The organism is Paenibacillus sp. W4I10 (genome assembly GCF_030816325.1).
Lineage (GTDB): Bacteria > Bacillota > Bacilli > Paenibacillales > Paenibacillaceae > Paenibacillus > Paenibacillus amylolyticus_B.
Genome location: NZ_JAUSXX010000001.1, coordinates 1,803,946 through 1,821,949 on the forward strand (window position 1 = coordinate 1,803,946; position 18,004 = coordinate 1,821,949).

Here is an 18,004-nt window from a genome sequence, read left to right on the forward strand (position 1 = left end):
TTTTAATCTTACAATAATAACGTTAGATTCCAATAAAAGTTTGATCAGCTTGAAACAAGAATTGGGTCCCTGATAACAAAAAAAAGCCGCTAAAATAGCGACTTTTAATGGTACTATGTTTTGTTCTTGGCTTCATTACAACCCGAGATCATCAGCGAGTCCTTCAACACCTGTGAAGATGGAATCCCCGTAACCCCAGAAGTTGTTGAAATCAATAATGTAGATTTTTTTGTTTTTAACTGCGTTAATGTTTTGTACCTGTTTGTTGGCAAGCAGCTTTTCAATCGTCTGCTCAGGATCAATACCCCCTGCATACCTCGAAATAATCATCGCATCCGGATTAATCTCGATTAACTTCTCGAGACTGAGTGTGCCGGTTTCATTAATCAGCATATTATGCATATTGATCAATGACATTGCACTTTCAATAAACGTATCACCGTTTCCGCTGTAGATTCCAATGGTTCCATCACCATTATCCGAAAATGATGCATAGTTGATCGTTTCAGTGCTAGCTCGAGCCGACAACGCAGTCTCGCGTGCTTTAAGCTTCTCAATATATGCCGCTGCGTTCGCTTGTACGTTGAATATCTCACCTAATTCAGTAATGTCCTGATACAGACTATCTAACGATGCGTCAGGAACACTGGTGCTTTGCACGTAAGTTTTAATCCCCATATCATTCAAGCTGCTTACTGTACCAACACCCCAATCGGCATCCTCAAACAATCCACCACGCCCTACAACCAAGTCAGGCGTAGCCCCTATTGTCACTTCCTTACCGACATAGCCTTCAGCTAGCACAGGAATTTGTTTAAACTCGTCAGCAATATCTTCAGGTACACTACCAAACAACGCAGCTACACCTACAAGTTTGTCTGTCAAACCAAGGCGAATCATCAGCTCGGCTGCACCTTGTGTATTGGCAACTACTCGTTCAGGTGCCTTGTCAAACGTTTGATCCTTCTTCACCCATGTGCCGTTCTCTGTTGTATAATTTGAAACGGTTACCGGGTAAGTTGTTTTAGCAGGTGCTGAAGCGTCTGCGTCGGTTTGTTCCCCATTTGTTGCTGCATTCGTGGCACTGCTCTCCGCAGCTTGCTGTGAGCTGCCATTTGCATCTTTGCTGCCACCATTGTTGCTTGAACACGCTGCGAGCACCAGAATCATTGCAGTAATCAAACAAAGAAACATCCCTTTTTTAACAGATACCAACATGTAAATAATCTCTCCCTTTTGAATTCTCTCTTGTCTTTAAAGCAATATGTAAAATAACTATTGTCAGTATACAGTAAATGTCGAAGTGTGTAAATGAGAACAATAATCAATATCATTTATCTGATGAATTAAAAGAAACCCCCATATGGGTGCCTCATTTCGTCGCATTATCGTAAACTTAATCTGTGACAGGTTCAATGCCCTTCTCCTCTGGTGACTAACATGAGCTGAAATCCGTCACGGTGAATATGACAGTTGTTGCCGCATCCTGGTTCGAAGGTTACGTTCCATAACGATATATCCCGAAACGTTAGAAAAACCAAGTTCATGTCCTTTGTTTAGGATTGAACTTGGTTTCTCTTTTACTTAACTATTCATTACGTGCCTGATTAACCTTGGCGATAAGTTCATTAATAATTTCATCAGGTGAACGCTCATTCATCCATTGTTGACCGAACATTTGGAATACTTTGATCATCGGGAAATCTGCCCAGAATCCCACAAACTCCTCGTTAAGGTATACCTTGTCCGTAACATGCTCGTTCATTTCATTCAGGCGATGCTCCAATTCCTTTTTCGCTACAGGATCACTCATCCACTCACTGAGCAGACTGAATTTGTGGAACGTGATTTCTTCCTTACCAAAGTCACAATGCAGACGTTCCGTAATTCGGAGATCTTTGGACGAGCTGCCAAGTGAAATTTGGAAAAACCCGGTCTCAGCCACCCAACGGTTATACTTGGTGTTGTAATATGAGAAATCTCTCTCTTCCAGTTCAAAGGTAATCTTGCGTTTTTCACCCGGCTCCAATTCAACTTTGGCAAAAGCTTTCAATTCTTTCTCTGGACGGGTCCATGTGCACTCTTCATCGTGAACATACAATTGAACAACTTCTCTCCCCTGGCGCTTTCCGATATTTTTCAATTGGAAAGACACAGTAACACCGGTATGGGTCTGAGACACTTCCAGATCCGTATAGGAGAACGATGTGTAAGACAATCCGTGTCCAAACGGGAATTGAGGTGCCAGTTCTTTCCGGTCATAATATCGATAACCCACGAACAGGCCTTCGCGATAATACAGCTTGCCGTTCTCTCCGCGAATTCGCATATGTGAAGGGTTGTCCGACAGTTTGACAGGGAATGTCTCAGACAGTTTGCCCGAAGGATTCGTCTGTCCGAATAATACATCTGCAATCACTTTACCCATGCCTTGACCCGACAACCAAGCATGAACCACACCAGGTACATGCTGTACCCATGGGCGCATCGCCAGTGCGGAACCGCTGCTCGTTACGACAATACACTTGGGCTGAACTGCGGCTACCGCGAGAATCAATTTCACTTGATGCTCGGGAAGATCAATGCCTTGCAAATCATGCATCTCCGATTCCGCATATTCCGGTTGGCCAACAAACAGTACAGCAACATCGGAATTCATCGCTAATGAGACGCTTTCCTTAATTAGCTCATCATTGATGGAGTCATCCTCCGGGTACCCTTCTGCATAATTCATGGTCGTGGCATCGCCAGCCAGATTTTTTATCTCGTCCCATGGAATATCGACTTTTGTAGGCGTTACCTTCGCACTGCCCGCTCCCTGAATTCTCGGTTTTTTGGCAAAGCGTCCGATCACGGCAATCGACGAAATGGACTCCTGCCCTAGCGGGAGAATCGCGTTCTCATTTTTCAGAAGCACAATACTTTCGGCCGCCGCTTTACGTGCGAGTGCATGATAGTCCGAATCTGGAGAAGAATCCATGTCTTTCTTGCCCGTTACCCGCTCAACCAGTTTCAAAATCCGGCCCACGCTTCGATCCAACTGTTCTTCGGAGAGGCTTCCGTTCTGAACCGCTTCAATGATTGCTTTAGCATTGTAATTGGCGGGACCCGGCATCTCCAGATCAAGCCCAGCCTTCAGACCGCGTATGCGATCATTAACAGCTGTCCAGTCGGATAGAACAACACCTTCATAACCCCACTCTTCTCTCAAAATGTCATTCAGCAAATGTTCGTTCTCACTTGTATACGTTCCATTCAATAAATTATAAGAACACATAACCGTCCAAGGATCGGATTTCTTAATAATACGTTCAAAGGCGCTCAGGTAAATCTCGCGGAGCGTTCGCTCATCGATTTCCGAACTGGTTACCATCTTCTCGAACTCCTGGTTGTTACCCGCAAAGTGTTTGACAGAAGCGCCCACTCCTTCGCTTTGGATCCCGTTTATAAACGCCGCTCCAAGTTCCCCTGTCAAGTATGGGTCTTCCGAGTAGTATTCGAAGTTTCTTCCGCCAAGTGGCGTTCTTTTCATATTGACACCAGGTCCAAGCAGCAGCTCAACGTCCATGGTTTTTGATTCACGTCCCAGTGCCACACCAACTTCATACAACAATTCCGTATTCCACGAAGAGCCGATGGCTGAACCCGTAGGGTAACAGGTTGCGGGTACATTTTCCGTTGTAATCCCCATTTCTTCATCGCTGTTCGTTTTACGGATACCGTTTGTCCCATCGTACATATGAACCGGCGGAATGTTTAACCGCTCAATTCCTTTTGTCATCCACATATTCAATCCTGCGCAGAGCGAAGCTTTCTCGGCCAGCGTCAATGCCGACAACAACTCATTGATTGATTTATCCATAGTACTCACCCTTCTGATATCAATTTTGTTCTTGTTCTTTCTTCAGTTCCTGTGCATCATACAGTTTGAAAAACGGAAACCAGACAATAAATACAATGACCAGGACGACCGCCAGCAAGATAAGCCCATTGAGTCCGGACATAATATAGGTGGAGAGGCCGATCGGCGTGTACCATAGCTGGAAGATCTGGCTCGGAATCCGCACCCAACCCCAGTCGAGAGCCAAGTACACAATCACCGGCGTGATAAGTGAGTTAATCCACATCGGCACCATGAGTAATGGATTAAAGGCAATAGGTGCTCCGTATACGACGGGTTCATTGATGTTGAACAAGGATGGGATAATAGTCGCCTTGCCGACAGATTTCAGTTTTTTCGAACGTGCCATCAGGAACCAAACAACTAACGGCAAGGTCGCTCCCATTCCTCCAATACCCAGCCATCCGGAGAAAAAGGTTTCAAACGTGTTGATATTGACGGGATCTTGTCCCGCTGCCACAAGAGCTGCATTTTCTTCGATTGCAGGTATCCAGATCGCGTACCAGATCGGTGTCATGACCCACGGGCTTACGCCGAAAGAATACAGTACAACACCAATGAAATTGAACAATAAAAATCCGGTTAAACTTTGCCCTACCGCATTGATCGGCTCAAATACGTTCACGATCAGTCCAAAAATATCAAAATGAAGCTGATATACAAGCAACCATCCTGTTGTTAATACCAGGGCGATCGGGACGAGAAAATCGAACCAGTCCATAATGAATTCGGGAAGTGAAGATCCCTTTTTGAAGAACGAAAATTTGTTGCACATGATCATTACAAGAGCGACGAATACACCTACCAAGAGTGCTGTAATCATCCCCGAGGGTCCAAATCGTTCAAGGATGAACTGAATGGTACCGTCTTCGTTTACCGTCGGGTTAAGCAGCATAACGAACAGAGATATCCCCGTCATTCCCGCCAGCAACTTGATTTTATGTCGTTCTCTTTTTTCCATCACGACATAAGGTGTCAGAAAAGCAATAAACAACCCGAGCAAACCAAAACTGAATGTTGTAATAGGTGTTAGGTCCGGCATTCCCGGAATGAAATCCTGCAAAATCGAAATCAATGTAATAATCGAACCGATGAAAATCATCGGAATGGCGACCATGATGGCTTCTTGAATCGAAGAAACCCAAATATTGTTCGTAAACGCCTCCAATCTCGGCGCAAACGAATCTGTCATCCATTTCATGAAACGCTTCATCCAAAACTCCCCCTGTCTTCCTCTAAGCTGCCACAACCATAGTATATCGATTTGTGTTAACGCTTTCTTGTTGGAACTTGCCGCATCATGGTTCGTTTTTTGCCCAATCCATCGCTATAGTTCTAGCTTGCCAGCCTGAACAAGAAATAAACAACAAAAAACATCCCTTCAAACTGAAAGGATGTCTTAAGAGCACTTTTTTTAATATTGTCTATCCAAAATGAGCAGCATTACCCCATGCGGTGGAAGAAAAATCTCTCTGCGCCAACTTTCATCTCTTACCATCTCTGTCCCCATCACGGGTCCACTCCTGCCGTTTAGATAGGCGATTTCTTCTTCCGTCAATGAATAGGGCGATCCCATGCGGGTCCACTCATCAAATACCGATCCATGCTCCCGATCCAGTTGATAACTGGTGCATTTATAAGGTCCCTCGAGATTGCTCAGGGTAAGTTCATAAGCTTTGCTGCCTTTTTCCTCAAAGACGTCATAGCGGGTTGAGCTGGATAATTCCGACCAATCTCCACTTGCAAACAGCCGGTCTACGTGAACATAGTGATAGAACAAAAATTGCATGCTTCCATCCCTTTTTCGGGTTCCAACATAACCGTCTCCCTTGACCATCAGCTCATCCCCAAGCTTTTGCATAATCTCAAATGCATAATAGCTGGGTTTCTTCAGCCCATTGCGGTTAATCAGGCCAAAACCTCCGTAGAAAGGAGAAGCGGGAACGATACTTTCTTCGAATACATCGGTAAAGGACCAGAAAGCCATCGCTTTCACGTCACCAAGTGTGTGCATGGTGTGGTAAATGACAAACGGAGCCATGAACATGGTATCGTGCAGCAAATTCCGGTCATACAGCGAAAAGTTCCACTCAGTGACATGAAGTTCAACATGACCGTACGATGACGCATTCATTTTTTGCCGCATAAGTTCAATACTCTCTTTATAAAAAGCAGGCGGCATGATCTGGGTTAAACGATCCTCTTCAACTTTTAGCTTGGGATACTCCGAATAGATGTGAAACGAGAAAAAGTCGAGAGCCACTTCACGCTTGCGGCAATAGGACAAAAATTCCTCAGCCCAGGTATCGTTCCAGAGAGAACCGTAACCCATAGCTGGCCCCCCCACCTTCAGTTCCGGCAAAATCGATTTGATGGCATGAACGGTCGATTCGTAAAACGCAAAGTATTCTTCTTTACTTCCTGCCCAACAAACACCCGCCAGGTCAGGCTCGTTCCATACTTCGAAATACCACCGTCTCACCTCTTCCACTCCATAACGATTTAAACAATGGCGAACGAATTCGCCAACAAGCGCCTGCCACTTGGCAGGGTCGGATGGCGGGCTAATATTCCCCCTCCACCAAAACAGCGTTTCTTTGGATCTCGCCAGCTGGCTCGGCATAAAGCTTAATTCCACAAATGGCCGAACGCCCTGATCCAGCAGAAAATCATACAACTTGTCCACATAAGACCAATTATAGAGGGGCGTGCCCTGCTCGTTCTCGCTGTAAACCATCATCTCGTCATTGAAGATGCCGTGAAATCGAATATATTCAAAAGGTACTTTTCCCTTCAGCGCGGAGAACTGCTTCCGCCAATCTTCACGCAAACCTTCAATGGCTCTCCCTGCCGTCATGGTCATATTCCAGTGCTTTTCATAGACAGACGACGTCTGATCCGCACGAATTTCAATATAAGTTTGGTCTGACAGATGTACAGACGGTATAGGAAGCATGTCCTGATCGGCGTCTACCTTAGCATCCAGATATCGATACAGCGAGCCAATCGCATTCAGCGTTTCCATCTCGTAATAATCTCCGCTTGAAGACTCCTCATATGTTTTGGGTTTGCGGTTCACATTCAACTGATGGAGTTCCGTTGTACGAGAAGCTTCCCGATAGGAACCTGGCGTACAGCCGTACTTTTCCTTGAAGTATTTGTTAAACAGCTTCACATTGGCAAATCCGCAATCCAGCGCGATCTCCGAAATATTTTTGTCGTTTGCTGCCAGCTGAGCCTGAGCCTTTTCCAAGCGAATGAGCGTCAAATACTTTTGGAAAGGTATCCCGATTTTGTCGGTGAAGAAGTGGGAGAAATAATGCAAACTTAAATGTTCGGAATGCGCCATATCCTGCAGTGTAATCTTCTCATTGTAGTGTAAATCAATATATGTGAGGACCCTGTTCAGTCTTTTATAGTCATAATCCCTGCTACCGTCTTCCAATGCGGAATTCGTTCCACTGGAAAAATACCTCTGCAGGCATCCGCATAACATCTGTAATCTGCCCATTGTAAAATTTTGATAACCCGGCGTTTTTTTGTTGATCTCCCATACCATTTGCGCAAGATATTGTTTAATACTTTGCAGGCGAGGAGCGTTTTGTTCCACGTTCATAGCAGAGTTACAGGAGATAAACACATTATTGTTCATCAACTCGGGACCAAACTGCAATGTTAATAACACATTGTCCTGATTGGTTCGTTCGATCTTGTGGACGGACATACTGTTAACCACGATCACATCATCTTCATGCAGTGTATATTGCTGCTGGTCCAGATACATGATGATTGAACCGTGGAGAACATATACAACTTCCACTTCCTTGTGCCAATGGAAATCAATATGTTTTACCGAGTTCACGAAGAGTTTCATAGGCAGATCGTCCTGATGTTGAATAAACTCATATAGATAGCGAATTGTCTGCACCTTCCTTCATACCGATTATTATAGGCACAGCATTTTGAAGATATCAACAAGCTAAACAGTAATAACAAAAAAGCCGATCAATTGAGGTTCAATTGATCGGCTCTTCTATATAAATGTTCAAACTACCTATTCAACTAGATGCCCTGTTATCTTACCAACCGCGGTTGGACATGCGCTCTTCTGGAGCCAATTTAGAAATTTCGATCCCTTTCATCGGGGCACCCAAGTTTTTGGATACTTCGGCAATCAGTTTGTAATCTGTGTAATGTGTTGTAGCTTCAACGATTGCACGAGCGAATTTCTCAGGGCTATCGGATTTGAAAATACCTGATCCTACAAACACACCGTCTGCTCCCAGGTGCATCATTAATGCTGCGTCCGCCGGAGTAGCTACACCGCCTGCTGCAAAGTTAACGACAGGAAGTTTTCCATTTTCATGAACTTCGCGCAGCAACTCATAAGCTACACCCAGATTTTTGGCTTCAGCGTACAGCTCGTCCTTGGACATGTTTTGCACTTTGCGGAGCTGGCTGTTAATTAGACGCATATGACGAACTGCCTCAACAATGTTACCCGTTCCAGGCTCCCCTTTTGTACGAATCATCGATGCACCCTCACCAATACGGCGAAGAGCTTCTCCCAAATCTTTGGCTCCACATACAAATGGTACAGTAAACTCATGTTTATCAATATGGAACACTTCGTCTGCAGGTGTAAGAACTTCACTTTCATCGAGATAGTCCACACCCAGGGATTCAAGCACTTTGGCTTCTATGTAATGACCGATACGTGCTTTGGCCATAACTGGAATAGATACAACCTTCATAACCTCTTCAACGATGGTTGGATCTGCCATACGAGCTACACCGCCGGCTGCGCGAATATCGGAAGGTACCCGTTCAAGAGCCATAACAGCTGTTGCCCCTGCCGCCTCAGCAATTTTAGCTTGCTCTGCATTCATAACGTCCATGATGACGCCACCTTTTTGCATCTCAGCCATTCCTCTTTTTACACGATCTGTACCTGTTTGCATGATTGTAGTCCTCCTAAGTAACTTTTGGGTGATTTTCAATAAAGGCATCGCTCTAATCTATGATTTAGTATAAAATGATAATGGTCATATAAAAAGATCCAATATTTTCGGTTTTTATTGTACCACTTCAATGATAACTCTGGAGGTCCTATGCAATTTCATGTAGCTTACAGTTCATATTTGAACCGAAAATATACGAAGATGAAGGCTCTCTATCATGCCATTCGTGATGCAATTCATGAAGGTAATCTTATACATGGCGAGAAGTTACCCTCTACTCGAGAGTTAGCTACGACGTATCACATTTCCAGAGGAACTGTGAATCAGGTCTATGATACGTTGACTGCTCAAGGTTACATTCATTCAGAGCATGGAAGAGGAACTTTTGTTGCTTACCAGTTGGATTTGAACAATAATGCGTCCACCGTGAAAGCTTGCACGCATCACTTATCCGCCTGGGGAAATCGTATTCAGCAGTTTGAACAACAGACGACTCAAAGAAATGCACCTGCCAATGCCCATACACATGATTCCAGAATGAATAGCGACGAAGTGATCGACTTTAGCAAATATCAACCTGACTTCTCCAAGTTTCCTTACGATGAATGGAATAATCGATTGTATGCAGAGATAAGGCAGCGTGAGCATCACCTGAAAACAACCTCTGCTATGGTTAGTTCAACCGGGGATCCAAAATTGAGAGAAGCTATTGCTGCCTATCTTCGGAGGATGCGGGGCATTCAAGTCGATCCGGATCATATTGCAGTAACTGCAGGCTCCATGCAAGCTATAGCTCTACTCACTCAATTACTTGCTGATCCTGGGGATTATGTAGTGACAGAAAGTCCTTGTTATGTCGGGATTTCTAAAGCCATATTGGCTGCGGGTGCAAAGTTGATTGAAGCCAATCTCGATGGTCAGGGAGTTGTGCCCCAAGACTGGGAAGCACGAATGTTGTTTGTCACGCCGTCACGACAATTTCCTACTGGTGAAATGCTCAGTCTGGAACGCAGACAAACCTTGCTGGACTGGGCGCAGCGAAATGATGCCATGATTGTTGAGGATGATTATGATAGTGAATTCCGATATCGCGGAATGCATGTTGAACCACTGAAAACACTTGATAAAGCAGGACGCGTAATCTATCTGGGCAGCTTTACAAAAACCTTGCCTTTAGAAGTACGACTTGGTTATGTGGTTCTTCCCCCTACCTTGGCTGACACCTTTAGAAAGGCACAGGCTTTATACGAGCCTAGACCCGTCAACCTGATCGAACAACGGGCATTAGCTGCATTCATGACAAGTGGTCAATATGAGCGTCACCTGCGCAGAATGAATCGATTATACAGTCGTAAATTCCATCTGTTACTCAAACTTTTGAACAAGCAACTCTCTACATGGTTTGATTGGGTCGAGAATGAAGCGGGTCTACACGTGTTTGGCTGGTGGCGAGGTAATGTGTCCACTTATGAGGCCTTTCGGGAATCGGCTAGGTCACAAGGTGTGGTATACTCAGAAGTCAGCAGTTCAACGTCTGTTGGTACGAAGTATGGTATCTATTTATCTTTTGCACATTTGTCGGATGAACAATTACAGGAAGGCGTATCCAGATTAAAAAATGCCGTTACAACTGCATTGTGAGGTAAATCGTCTCCAAAGTGAGTACAAGAAGATCATCATTCGGAAGAGGGGCGATCGTTATGAATTGGTTAAATGAACTTTATAAAATTAAAAAGCAGGAACCGGACAAGGAAATCGAACGTTCTTTGGTTAACGCCATCTTCCGAATTTATGACCGGTTCCCCCGAATTGGCCTTAGAGAGCGGATCGGACAGCAAGAAATGTCCCTCGATATAGCCGATGCTTATATCCATGGACATAACGCCATGATTGAAGCTGGTGTCGGAATTGGTAAGTCTTTTGCGTACCTGATCCCAAGTCTGCTCACGAATCAAATGTCTCAGAAACCAGTCATTATAGCTACATCCTCCATTCAGCTTTCGGAACAGATACATAAAGATTTAAGGATCATTGGTAGTCGGTTGGGATTCTCAACGGTTCGATCCGTGGTGGGGAAAGGCATGGGTCAGTACGCCTGTCGAAGTAGAGCAGCGGAATGGATCAGTCTTGATGATGCAAACTCCTCCGTATCTACCCTTGCACAGCGCATATTAGATTATGAAATTGATGAAAGAGCCGATATTAAAGCTGGAGTTAGTGATGCCGAATGGTCCCACGTTTCCGTGAATGATTGCAAATTTGAACGTTGTCATCATAAAAATGCATGTTTGTTTTACGATATGAGAGCGAAATTAAATGCAAAGGCTCACGAGATTGATTTTATTATCGTGAACCAGGATTTGCTCATACGGGATTTGATGAAGAAAAAAGAAGGAACCAAGAGCATCATCTCAGAACAGCCTGCTCTGATCGTCATTGATGAAGCGCATAATCTGGAAGCAAAAGTTCGGGATGCCAGAACACTTGAGTTCACTTATCGGGGAATTTGCCGCATTCTGGATACCACGGTGCAGCTTCTCACGAAGCAGTCCGGGGATAAAAGTCTCTTCTCACAATCCAAGTTCATCAAAAACTGCGCTGAGCGCATCTTCAAACAGGTAAACGCGGATTTGCTCGACCATGCCAAGCAGGATAACGACCGAATCAAAGTGTCGGAAATCAAAGGAATACCGTTAAACCAAGTCTTAAACGATTTAAAAGATCTCAGTCTGCGCCTTTCCATTTTGACCTCCCGTCACGAGCGGGAAATAGATGACGCTTTTGAAGCCATCAACGGGCTTATTACCCTTATTAGTGTCTTATCTGAAATTGAGGACAATTATCTTTTATGGGCAAGCAGTCCTCTTAGAGTAACCACAATCAGCATCTGTCCCAAAGATATAAGCCAATTTCTGAAATACGCTTTATTTAATGGCAAGGTACCTGTAATCCTAACATCAGCAACGCTGTGCCAAGGCGGGGATACGCTGGAGGAACAATATTCTTATATGACGCACTCCCTTGGTTATAAGGGAGATTTCCTAGAGCGCCAACCCTCCCCTTTTGACTACAGCAACCATGCCATGATGTATATTTCGAACAAAGTTCCCTATTACCACCACGATCAGCGCGAAAACTATCTTGAAGCAGCGTACAAGGAAGTGGTTCAACTCTGTAATCTAACTCAGGGAAGAACAATCGTCCTTTTTTCAGCAAAAGAGGACATGAAGTACATTCACAAAAAGTTGATCTCAAGGGCTAGTGAATACACATGGGCAGTCCATGTTCAAAAAGAGGGATCATCACAAGACAGTGTCATCGCCGATTTCAGGAAAAGCAAAGGTGTACTCCTGGGTACCGGTGTATTCTGGGAAGGTGTGAATATCGAGGGGTCTGACCTGTCACAGGTCATTATTTTCCGGCTGCCCTTCCCTGTTCCTTCAGACCCTGTTTATGAATATAAGGCATCGGTAACGGAGAATCCGTTCATGGAGGTGTTTGTACCGGACATGCTCCTTCGGTTACGGCAAGGAACGGGACGCTTGATCCGTAGTGAAACGGACCTTGGCGTACTCAGCATACTTGACTCCCGTCTCAGCGCAGCGGCTAAAAAGAGTTACCGGGAACAGGTGCTGGACACGTTGCCGTTCCAAAAAGTGACGGAGGATTTTGAGGTTTTAGAGAGATTTGTTCAAAATAAGGGGATACGACGAACGGATTAGAAGTGGTATAACACGTAACCTTGAAAAACTGCCTAAATTACATGAAACGGCCCATCCGCTCATGAACCGGATGGGCTAATTTCATGCTGCAAGATATATGCTACAATATATTCCAGAGTTATGAATCCTAAAGGAGGCATTTACATGGTTGAAAGACCAACTACTGATGAATATGCAGCTTATTATGCAGGGTACATCCTGCTTGTTCCTGAAGGGAACATCATCGAACGCTTAGAGCTGCAAGCCAAGATCATACCAGCTTTGCTCTCTTCATTGACAGAGGAGCAAGCAAATTATCGGTACGCCGAAGGCAAATGGAGCGTGAAGGAGGTTATCGGACACCTTTTGGATAACGAACGCATCATGAGCAGCCGATTGCTTCGCATCGCCAGAGGTGACCAAGCGAATCATCCCGGCTACGATCAGGACGTGCTTATGCAGACCCACCCTTTCAATGCGTATACCCTGGCCGACTTGAGCGAAGAATATGCCGTCACACGCCGTTCAACCATTCTTATGCTTCGTCGCCTCACCCCGGAAGCATGGCTCTGTAGAGGGATCGTCAGTGATAATCCTGCTTCAGCTCGATCGATTGCATTTGTTATGGCTGGGCATGAGCTCCACCATTTATCAGTACTTCGCGATCGCTATTCGTTAGATTTAAAATTATAAAATTCATCCAGCAAGACTTTGAACCTGCATTCTCTGTAGGATCAAAGTCTTTTCTCATCAGTCGTTTTATCGTTCAAATTATCGTTCAAAATGAATCAGATGTGCATCCTCTCGCAAAGATAACGTGGAATACTCATCTAGAATCGGAATGTCCCCATTGAATTCAATGGGCAGGACCACATAGCTGGACTGAAAATAATCCGATCCGTTCCAGCGATCTGAAAAGTATAGGTAGTCCTCTTCTGATCGTTTCAGCACAAATGCTGGTTGCGTTCGATACGTCGTTTCATCGCCAAAATCACTGAGCATCCCCCATGGTCCATCCATCGTATCAGCCATCGCGTACTTTCCTTGATTGGGTTCCCAACCGGTGCAAAATGAGGTCACCATATAATACTTCCCTTTCCGTTTGAAGACAGCTGGCGCCTCCCGATATTCCCCCTGCCACAGCTTTCCGACAAGACTTTCCACATTAAGGTAATCGACCTGCAGGCGATAGATGTGCAGGTCCGCATTGTCTCTGGCAGCCGAAATAAAATATGCCTTCCCGTCATCGTCCTGAAAGAGCGTGCAGTCACGCGACATATACCCGTAGGGATTAAAGCTGCCATGATAAACAAAATGGCTATCCGGATAATCAGATGTGGCGATGGCGCATGCGGCATCATTGTAATTGTTACCATTCTCATAGTGAACCCAGAGTACAAACTTCTTTGTCACCGCGTTGAACAGCACTTTAGGCCGTTCGAGATTTACCTTTCCTCCTTTGTCACTCATTAATCTCAGATTCGTCCGAACTCGAATGGGTGCCACTGGAGTAGATATCGTAATGATATGGTTTCTAAACTCCCAGTTGAATAGATCCTTGGAACGATAACAACTAACATATATATCGTCTCTCCGATCTTCACCATACCAGTAATAATAATCTTCATGGAATAACATATGCCCACCGTGGGCATGGATCGGCTGTCCACTTGAATCATTCCAGATGCCACCATTGGTTAATTGATTATTCACACCGTTACCTCTCTTCTTTTAGGAACATCGTTAATTGGTGTCCGATCCAAATACCTTCACTTCCCATAGCCTTGGCGTGTACCAATTGTTGGGGTTGTTATGGAGTGCCGCATTTTGCATATTAATTCGTACATACCTGGCAGCATTGCTCGATAGATTGTCTGAGGTAAAACCGTAAGATGTATTATTGGTTCGATCCAATGCTACAGTCCAGTTTACATTATCCGTACTGGTCTCAATTTTATATTTGTAAAAACCTTCGGAGCCTTTTTGCATCCACCAGGAGATTTGCACATTATTCAACTGTTGAACAGAGCCGAGATCGACCTTCCACCAATGTGGCCAAGAACTGCCTGTGCCGACCCATTCAGTTTGATAGCTACCATCATTAGCATAACTTGCCGGGTTTGTTCCAGTAGCCGTTTGGGCTGTTGCAGGTTTGCCTTGCGACAGCAGTTTTCCGTTCTGAACGGGAACGACAACATCATCTCTTGTGTTGTACAGCACTTGATCAAAATAATCATAAAATGCGTAACCATCGGAGAACCAAACGGGAAGCAGTCGTTCTTCCGTTGTTCCATTTTGCGTGCCTGCCCAGCCGAACATCCAGCGATACGCAACCATAACCACGTTGTTACCCGTATCTGGCTTCACCCGCATGACGGAACCCGACTGCGCCGAGAAGGTTGACGTGTTGCCAATCGTCCGTAATTCAGACCAATCTCCGTCAATGGTTGTTGCTGATGAATACAAGGGTATACTCGGGTACCAACCTGCCGCTTGGGAAGAGAACAAATAATAAATGCCATCTTTTTTGATCATTTTGGGCAGTTCCCTATGTTGATTTTGATAAATAACTGAAACTTGATGATCGACATCCAGCCAATCAGAGGTTAACTTATACAGAATCGTGTCTGAATTATTATTGGCGGTAGAGATCAGATAAGCTGAGTCATCGTCATCTTTGAAGATGGAGATATCTCTGGACTCGTTCCCTTCTGGCCGAAAGCTTTTGTGAAATGTAAAGTCTTCTCCAGGCGTGGCCGAAGCCACCGATACTCTGGCAAGCGTGTAGTCTGTACTGTTTTCATAGTGAGCCCAAAAAACAAATTTGTTCGTAGGCGCATGGTATAGAATATTAATCCCTTCAAATTTGGAATTCGCCAGATCGGGGTGATCCGTGTAGGAAAGGACCACTTTGTCGTCACCATACGTGATATCATCTGTTGAAGTCTGTTGAATCATTTCGCCAAAACCACCAGTTGGTTTTTGTACAAAATTGAATCTGTAATAGGTATCCCCCACTTTAAGTTCATTCGGGAGCTTCAGAGTGGATTGCGTTGTGTTATCAAAAGTTGTGAGGTCCTCTGGAAGGCTGTAAGGGGTACATTCTGGCGAGACAGCGGAGGTTAACAAGGAAGTTCCGGCATATGCCTTCACTTGATACTTGTATGTGTTACCTATATTGAGTTCATAATCATCCGTCGTTGTACCGGTTAAGGTCTGTAATAACGTATAAGGCGCATTGTTCTCGGATCTGTACAACTCGTATGCAGTCGCTCCCTGGACAGGCGCCCAATGGATTTTGGCATTGGATACTTCAGATTCATTCTTCAGGACAAATAGTGTTGCAGCGATCTTGGTCTCTTCACCAGCAGCAGCATGAACGGTTTGAGCTGAGGACGTTAAATGAACTGTTAACAACATCAATGCAATGACGATAGCCATCCACGATTTACCTTTGATCATGTCTCATCATCTCCTTTTTTAGAAGACCAACCTTCCTGTTGCCGGAAGGCTGATCCAGGGTAAACTTGACTTTATTTCAAATTCATCAGTGTCATTACATCCGTCTCGCTGGCTTGCTTGTACCATTCGTTCACTTCTTCGATCACGGTGTCTCCGCCTTTTTCGTGCCACTGTTTCACAAAGGTATCAAATGCTTCAAGCGGCTCATTGCCATATATGATTTTGGTAAAAGTCTCTTGTTCCATGGTAGTCAACTGTTCCCACACATTTTGCATCGTTGGCGTTGGTGGACCATTAAACGCATTGGGCAGCAAAACATCCTTGTTTTCATATGAAATCCGATATCCGTCCTGAGTCGTTTGATCTTTTGAAGCGCTCTGAATGAGGACACCCGTGTCGGCTTTAACTCCATTCGCCAGATCATAGTACGATTGGCCGGGACCATCAACACTCGGTGTATTTTTGGTGAATGCCATTTTCCCAACGCCTTGCACGGCTTCTAATGGCTTATTAAATTTCGTTGGATCAAAAGTGACTTCGTCGTTAACGATATCGTAATCGTATCCCTGAGCGTAGCCGTATTTGAAGTCCCCCGTGCTGAACGCCGCGTCGTACATTTTATCGTAGTACAAGAAAAAGGCTTCCATGTTCTGAAAATCCTTGTTAAACATGAACACACCATCGTTCAACTGGGCGGATTGATAGGTCTTATCACCGTTCACGCCTTGAATGGTCGGATAAGCACTAATTTTTGCCCCCTCTACATTTTTCTCCACGTCCTTCACACTGTCGTACAGCCAAGGACGACCAATGATGATGCCAGCTTTCCCCTCCGTAAAATCGGACAGAGCATCCCAGGCCCCTTGGGTGGCCAATTCTTTGTTCAAGTACCCTTCTGCATACCAATCGCGTAACTTGGCAAGTGCCTCTTTGTTGCCAGGAGCCACAGATCCATAGGTGAGTTTGCCGTTGTCGTTATGCCATTGCCTTGGAAGATGTTTGCCCGTGTATGCGCTGAATATCATGATCGGATCGCTGACCCATCCCGTATTGTAGGAATCTTTGCCCGAAAAAGTAAAGCCGTATGTGTCTTTCTTGCCGTTCCCATTCGGGTCCTCATCGGTGAACGCCGCGATGACTTGCTCAAACTCATCAATCGTTGTTGGCGCTTCCAAATTCAATCTGTCCAACCAGTCCTGGCGGATCAACATGACTTCGCCTTCCGTCAGATTCGGCGCAATCGCCATCCCGTAGACCTTGCCCTCCCTAACCACTGGATTGAAGGTGGTCGGGTATTGTTTGTATATTTCTTTTATCCGGTCAGGCATGTAGGTTGAGATGTCTTCCGTAATCTCCTTGACCTGCCCCGACTCAATCAGATCATTGACCAGCATGGTGTCATAGACGGGCAGAACGTCGGGCAACTTCTCGGAACCCGTCAACGCCAGCCGCAGCTTGGTATTATATTGTGAAGCATCACCTCCCAGCAGGGTGGTTTGGATTTTGATACCCAGGTTTTGTTCGCCCCAGCGGGTCAACACATTATCATTCAACGTCTCACCATTGATGTACTTTCCAGCATTTTCATCCTGTTGTTTGGCGATAGTGATCGTAAACGGTGGATCATATTTACCGTCCTTAAGCACCGATGCCGGTGCGGTCTCGGAAGCACTCTCCCCTTTGCTACAGCCAGCCACAAGAATAGCCGACAGCATAACCATACTTACCATTTTCCATAAATCAGTTCTTTTCTTCATGGAAACATGCCCCCTTCACTCATACTCAATTTGTTTTCTATATAAGTTCAACTAATTGCATATTTACACTGGCACTCCGATGACAGAACAACCTTCCGATCGCTGTTATTACCAGAATTTTTGATTCACTTTTTCAAAGGTGAAATTCTGGTAATAAAGGCGAACGCTCCGCTTCTTCAGGTCTCCTGTCCTCTCCGTTATCGTGTAAATGTTTAGATGAAC

The 18,004-nt window shown here is 44.9% G+C and carries 11 protein-coding genes; 3 read left to right on the forward strand and 8 right to left on the reverse strand.

All coding sequences use genetic code 11. The features are described 5' to 3' along the window. Positions 1-135: 135 nt before the first annotated feature. The 5 genes from QF049_RS08090 to pdxS form a co-directional block, all read right to left on the reverse strand. Positions 136-1,218 carry an ABC transporter substrate-binding protein gene (locus QF049_RS08090; RefSeq protein ID WP_307536386.1) on the reverse strand — a complete coding sequence of 361 codons (1,083 nt, stop codon included), beginning with the start codon at positions 1,216-1,218 and terminating at the stop codon, positions 136-138. A 370-nt stretch (positions 1,219-1,588) separates the two neighbouring features. Next, a complete protein-coding gene (locus tag QF049_RS08100) occupies positions 1,589-3,862 on the reverse strand; it encodes a beta-glucosidase (RefSeq protein WP_307536389.1) in 2,274 nt (757 codons plus the stop codon). A gap of 19 nt (positions 3,863-3,881) precedes the next feature. Beyond that, entirely contained in the window at positions 3,882-5,114 is a 1,233-nt protein-coding gene (locus tag QF049_RS08105; protein ID WP_062834547.1) for a PTS sugar transporter subunit IIC, read from the reverse strand. A gap of 201 nt (positions 5,115-5,315) precedes the next feature. Next, positions 5,316-7,829, reverse strand: coding sequence for a GH39 family glycosyl hydrolase (locus QF049_RS08110; RefSeq protein WP_307536391.1), 2,514 nt, complete (start codon positions 7,827-7,829; stop codon positions 5,316-5,318). A gap of 151 nt (positions 7,830-7,980) precedes the next feature. Continuing rightward, positions 7,981-8,865: a pyridoxal 5'-phosphate synthase lyase subunit PdxS gene (gene pdxS / locus QF049_RS08115; protein WP_200869424.1), complete on the reverse strand. Its 885-nt coding sequence runs from the start codon at positions 8,863-8,865 to the stop codon at positions 7,981-7,983. A gap of 177 nt (positions 8,866-9,042) precedes the next feature. Here pdxS and pdxR point away from each other — a divergent pair, with 177 nt between their 5' ends. From pdxR to QF049_RS08130, 3 genes are all read left to right on the forward strand, one after another. After that, on the forward strand, positions 9,043-10,503 hold the full coding sequence (gene pdxR / locus QF049_RS08120; RefSeq protein ID WP_307536393.1) for a MocR-like pyridoxine biosynthesis transcription factor PdxR: 1,461 nt from the start codon (positions 9,043-9,045) through the stop codon (positions 10,501-10,503). 59 nt (positions 10,504-10,562) lie between these two features. Beyond that, positions 10,563-12,584: an ATP-dependent DNA helicase gene (locus tag QF049_RS08125; RefSeq protein WP_307536395.1), complete on the forward strand. Its 2,022-nt coding sequence runs from the start codon at positions 10,563-10,565 to the stop codon at positions 12,582-12,584. 144 nt (positions 12,585-12,728) lie between these two features. Beyond that, positions 12,729-13,256 (forward strand): DinB family protein, encoded by a 528-nt coding sequence (locus QF049_RS08130; RefSeq protein ID WP_307536397.1) that lies wholly within the window; start codon positions 12,729-12,731, stop codon positions 13,254-13,256. A gap of 78 nt (positions 13,257-13,334) precedes the next feature. Here the strand turns inward: QF049_RS08130 and QF049_RS08135 are convergent, their stop codons facing one another. From QF049_RS08135 to QF049_RS08145, 3 genes are all read right to left on the reverse strand, one after another. Continuing rightward, a complete protein-coding gene (locus tag QF049_RS08135) occupies positions 13,335-14,276 on the reverse strand; it encodes a family 43 glycosylhydrolase (protein ID WP_307536399.1) in 942 nt (313 codons plus the stop codon). A gap of 30 nt (positions 14,277-14,306) precedes the next feature. Continuing rightward, a complete protein-coding gene (locus QF049_RS08140) occupies positions 14,307-16,025 on the reverse strand; it encodes a galactose-binding domain-containing protein (protein ID WP_307536400.1) in 1,719 nt (572 codons plus the stop codon). Between the two features lie 71 nt (positions 16,026-16,096). Then, complete coding sequence (locus QF049_RS08145) at positions 16,097-17,782, reverse strand: type 2 periplasmic-binding domain-containing protein (protein ID WP_307536402.1); 1,686 nt, start codon at positions 17,780-17,782, stop codon at positions 16,097-16,099. Positions 17,783-18,004 lie beyond the last annotated feature (222 nt).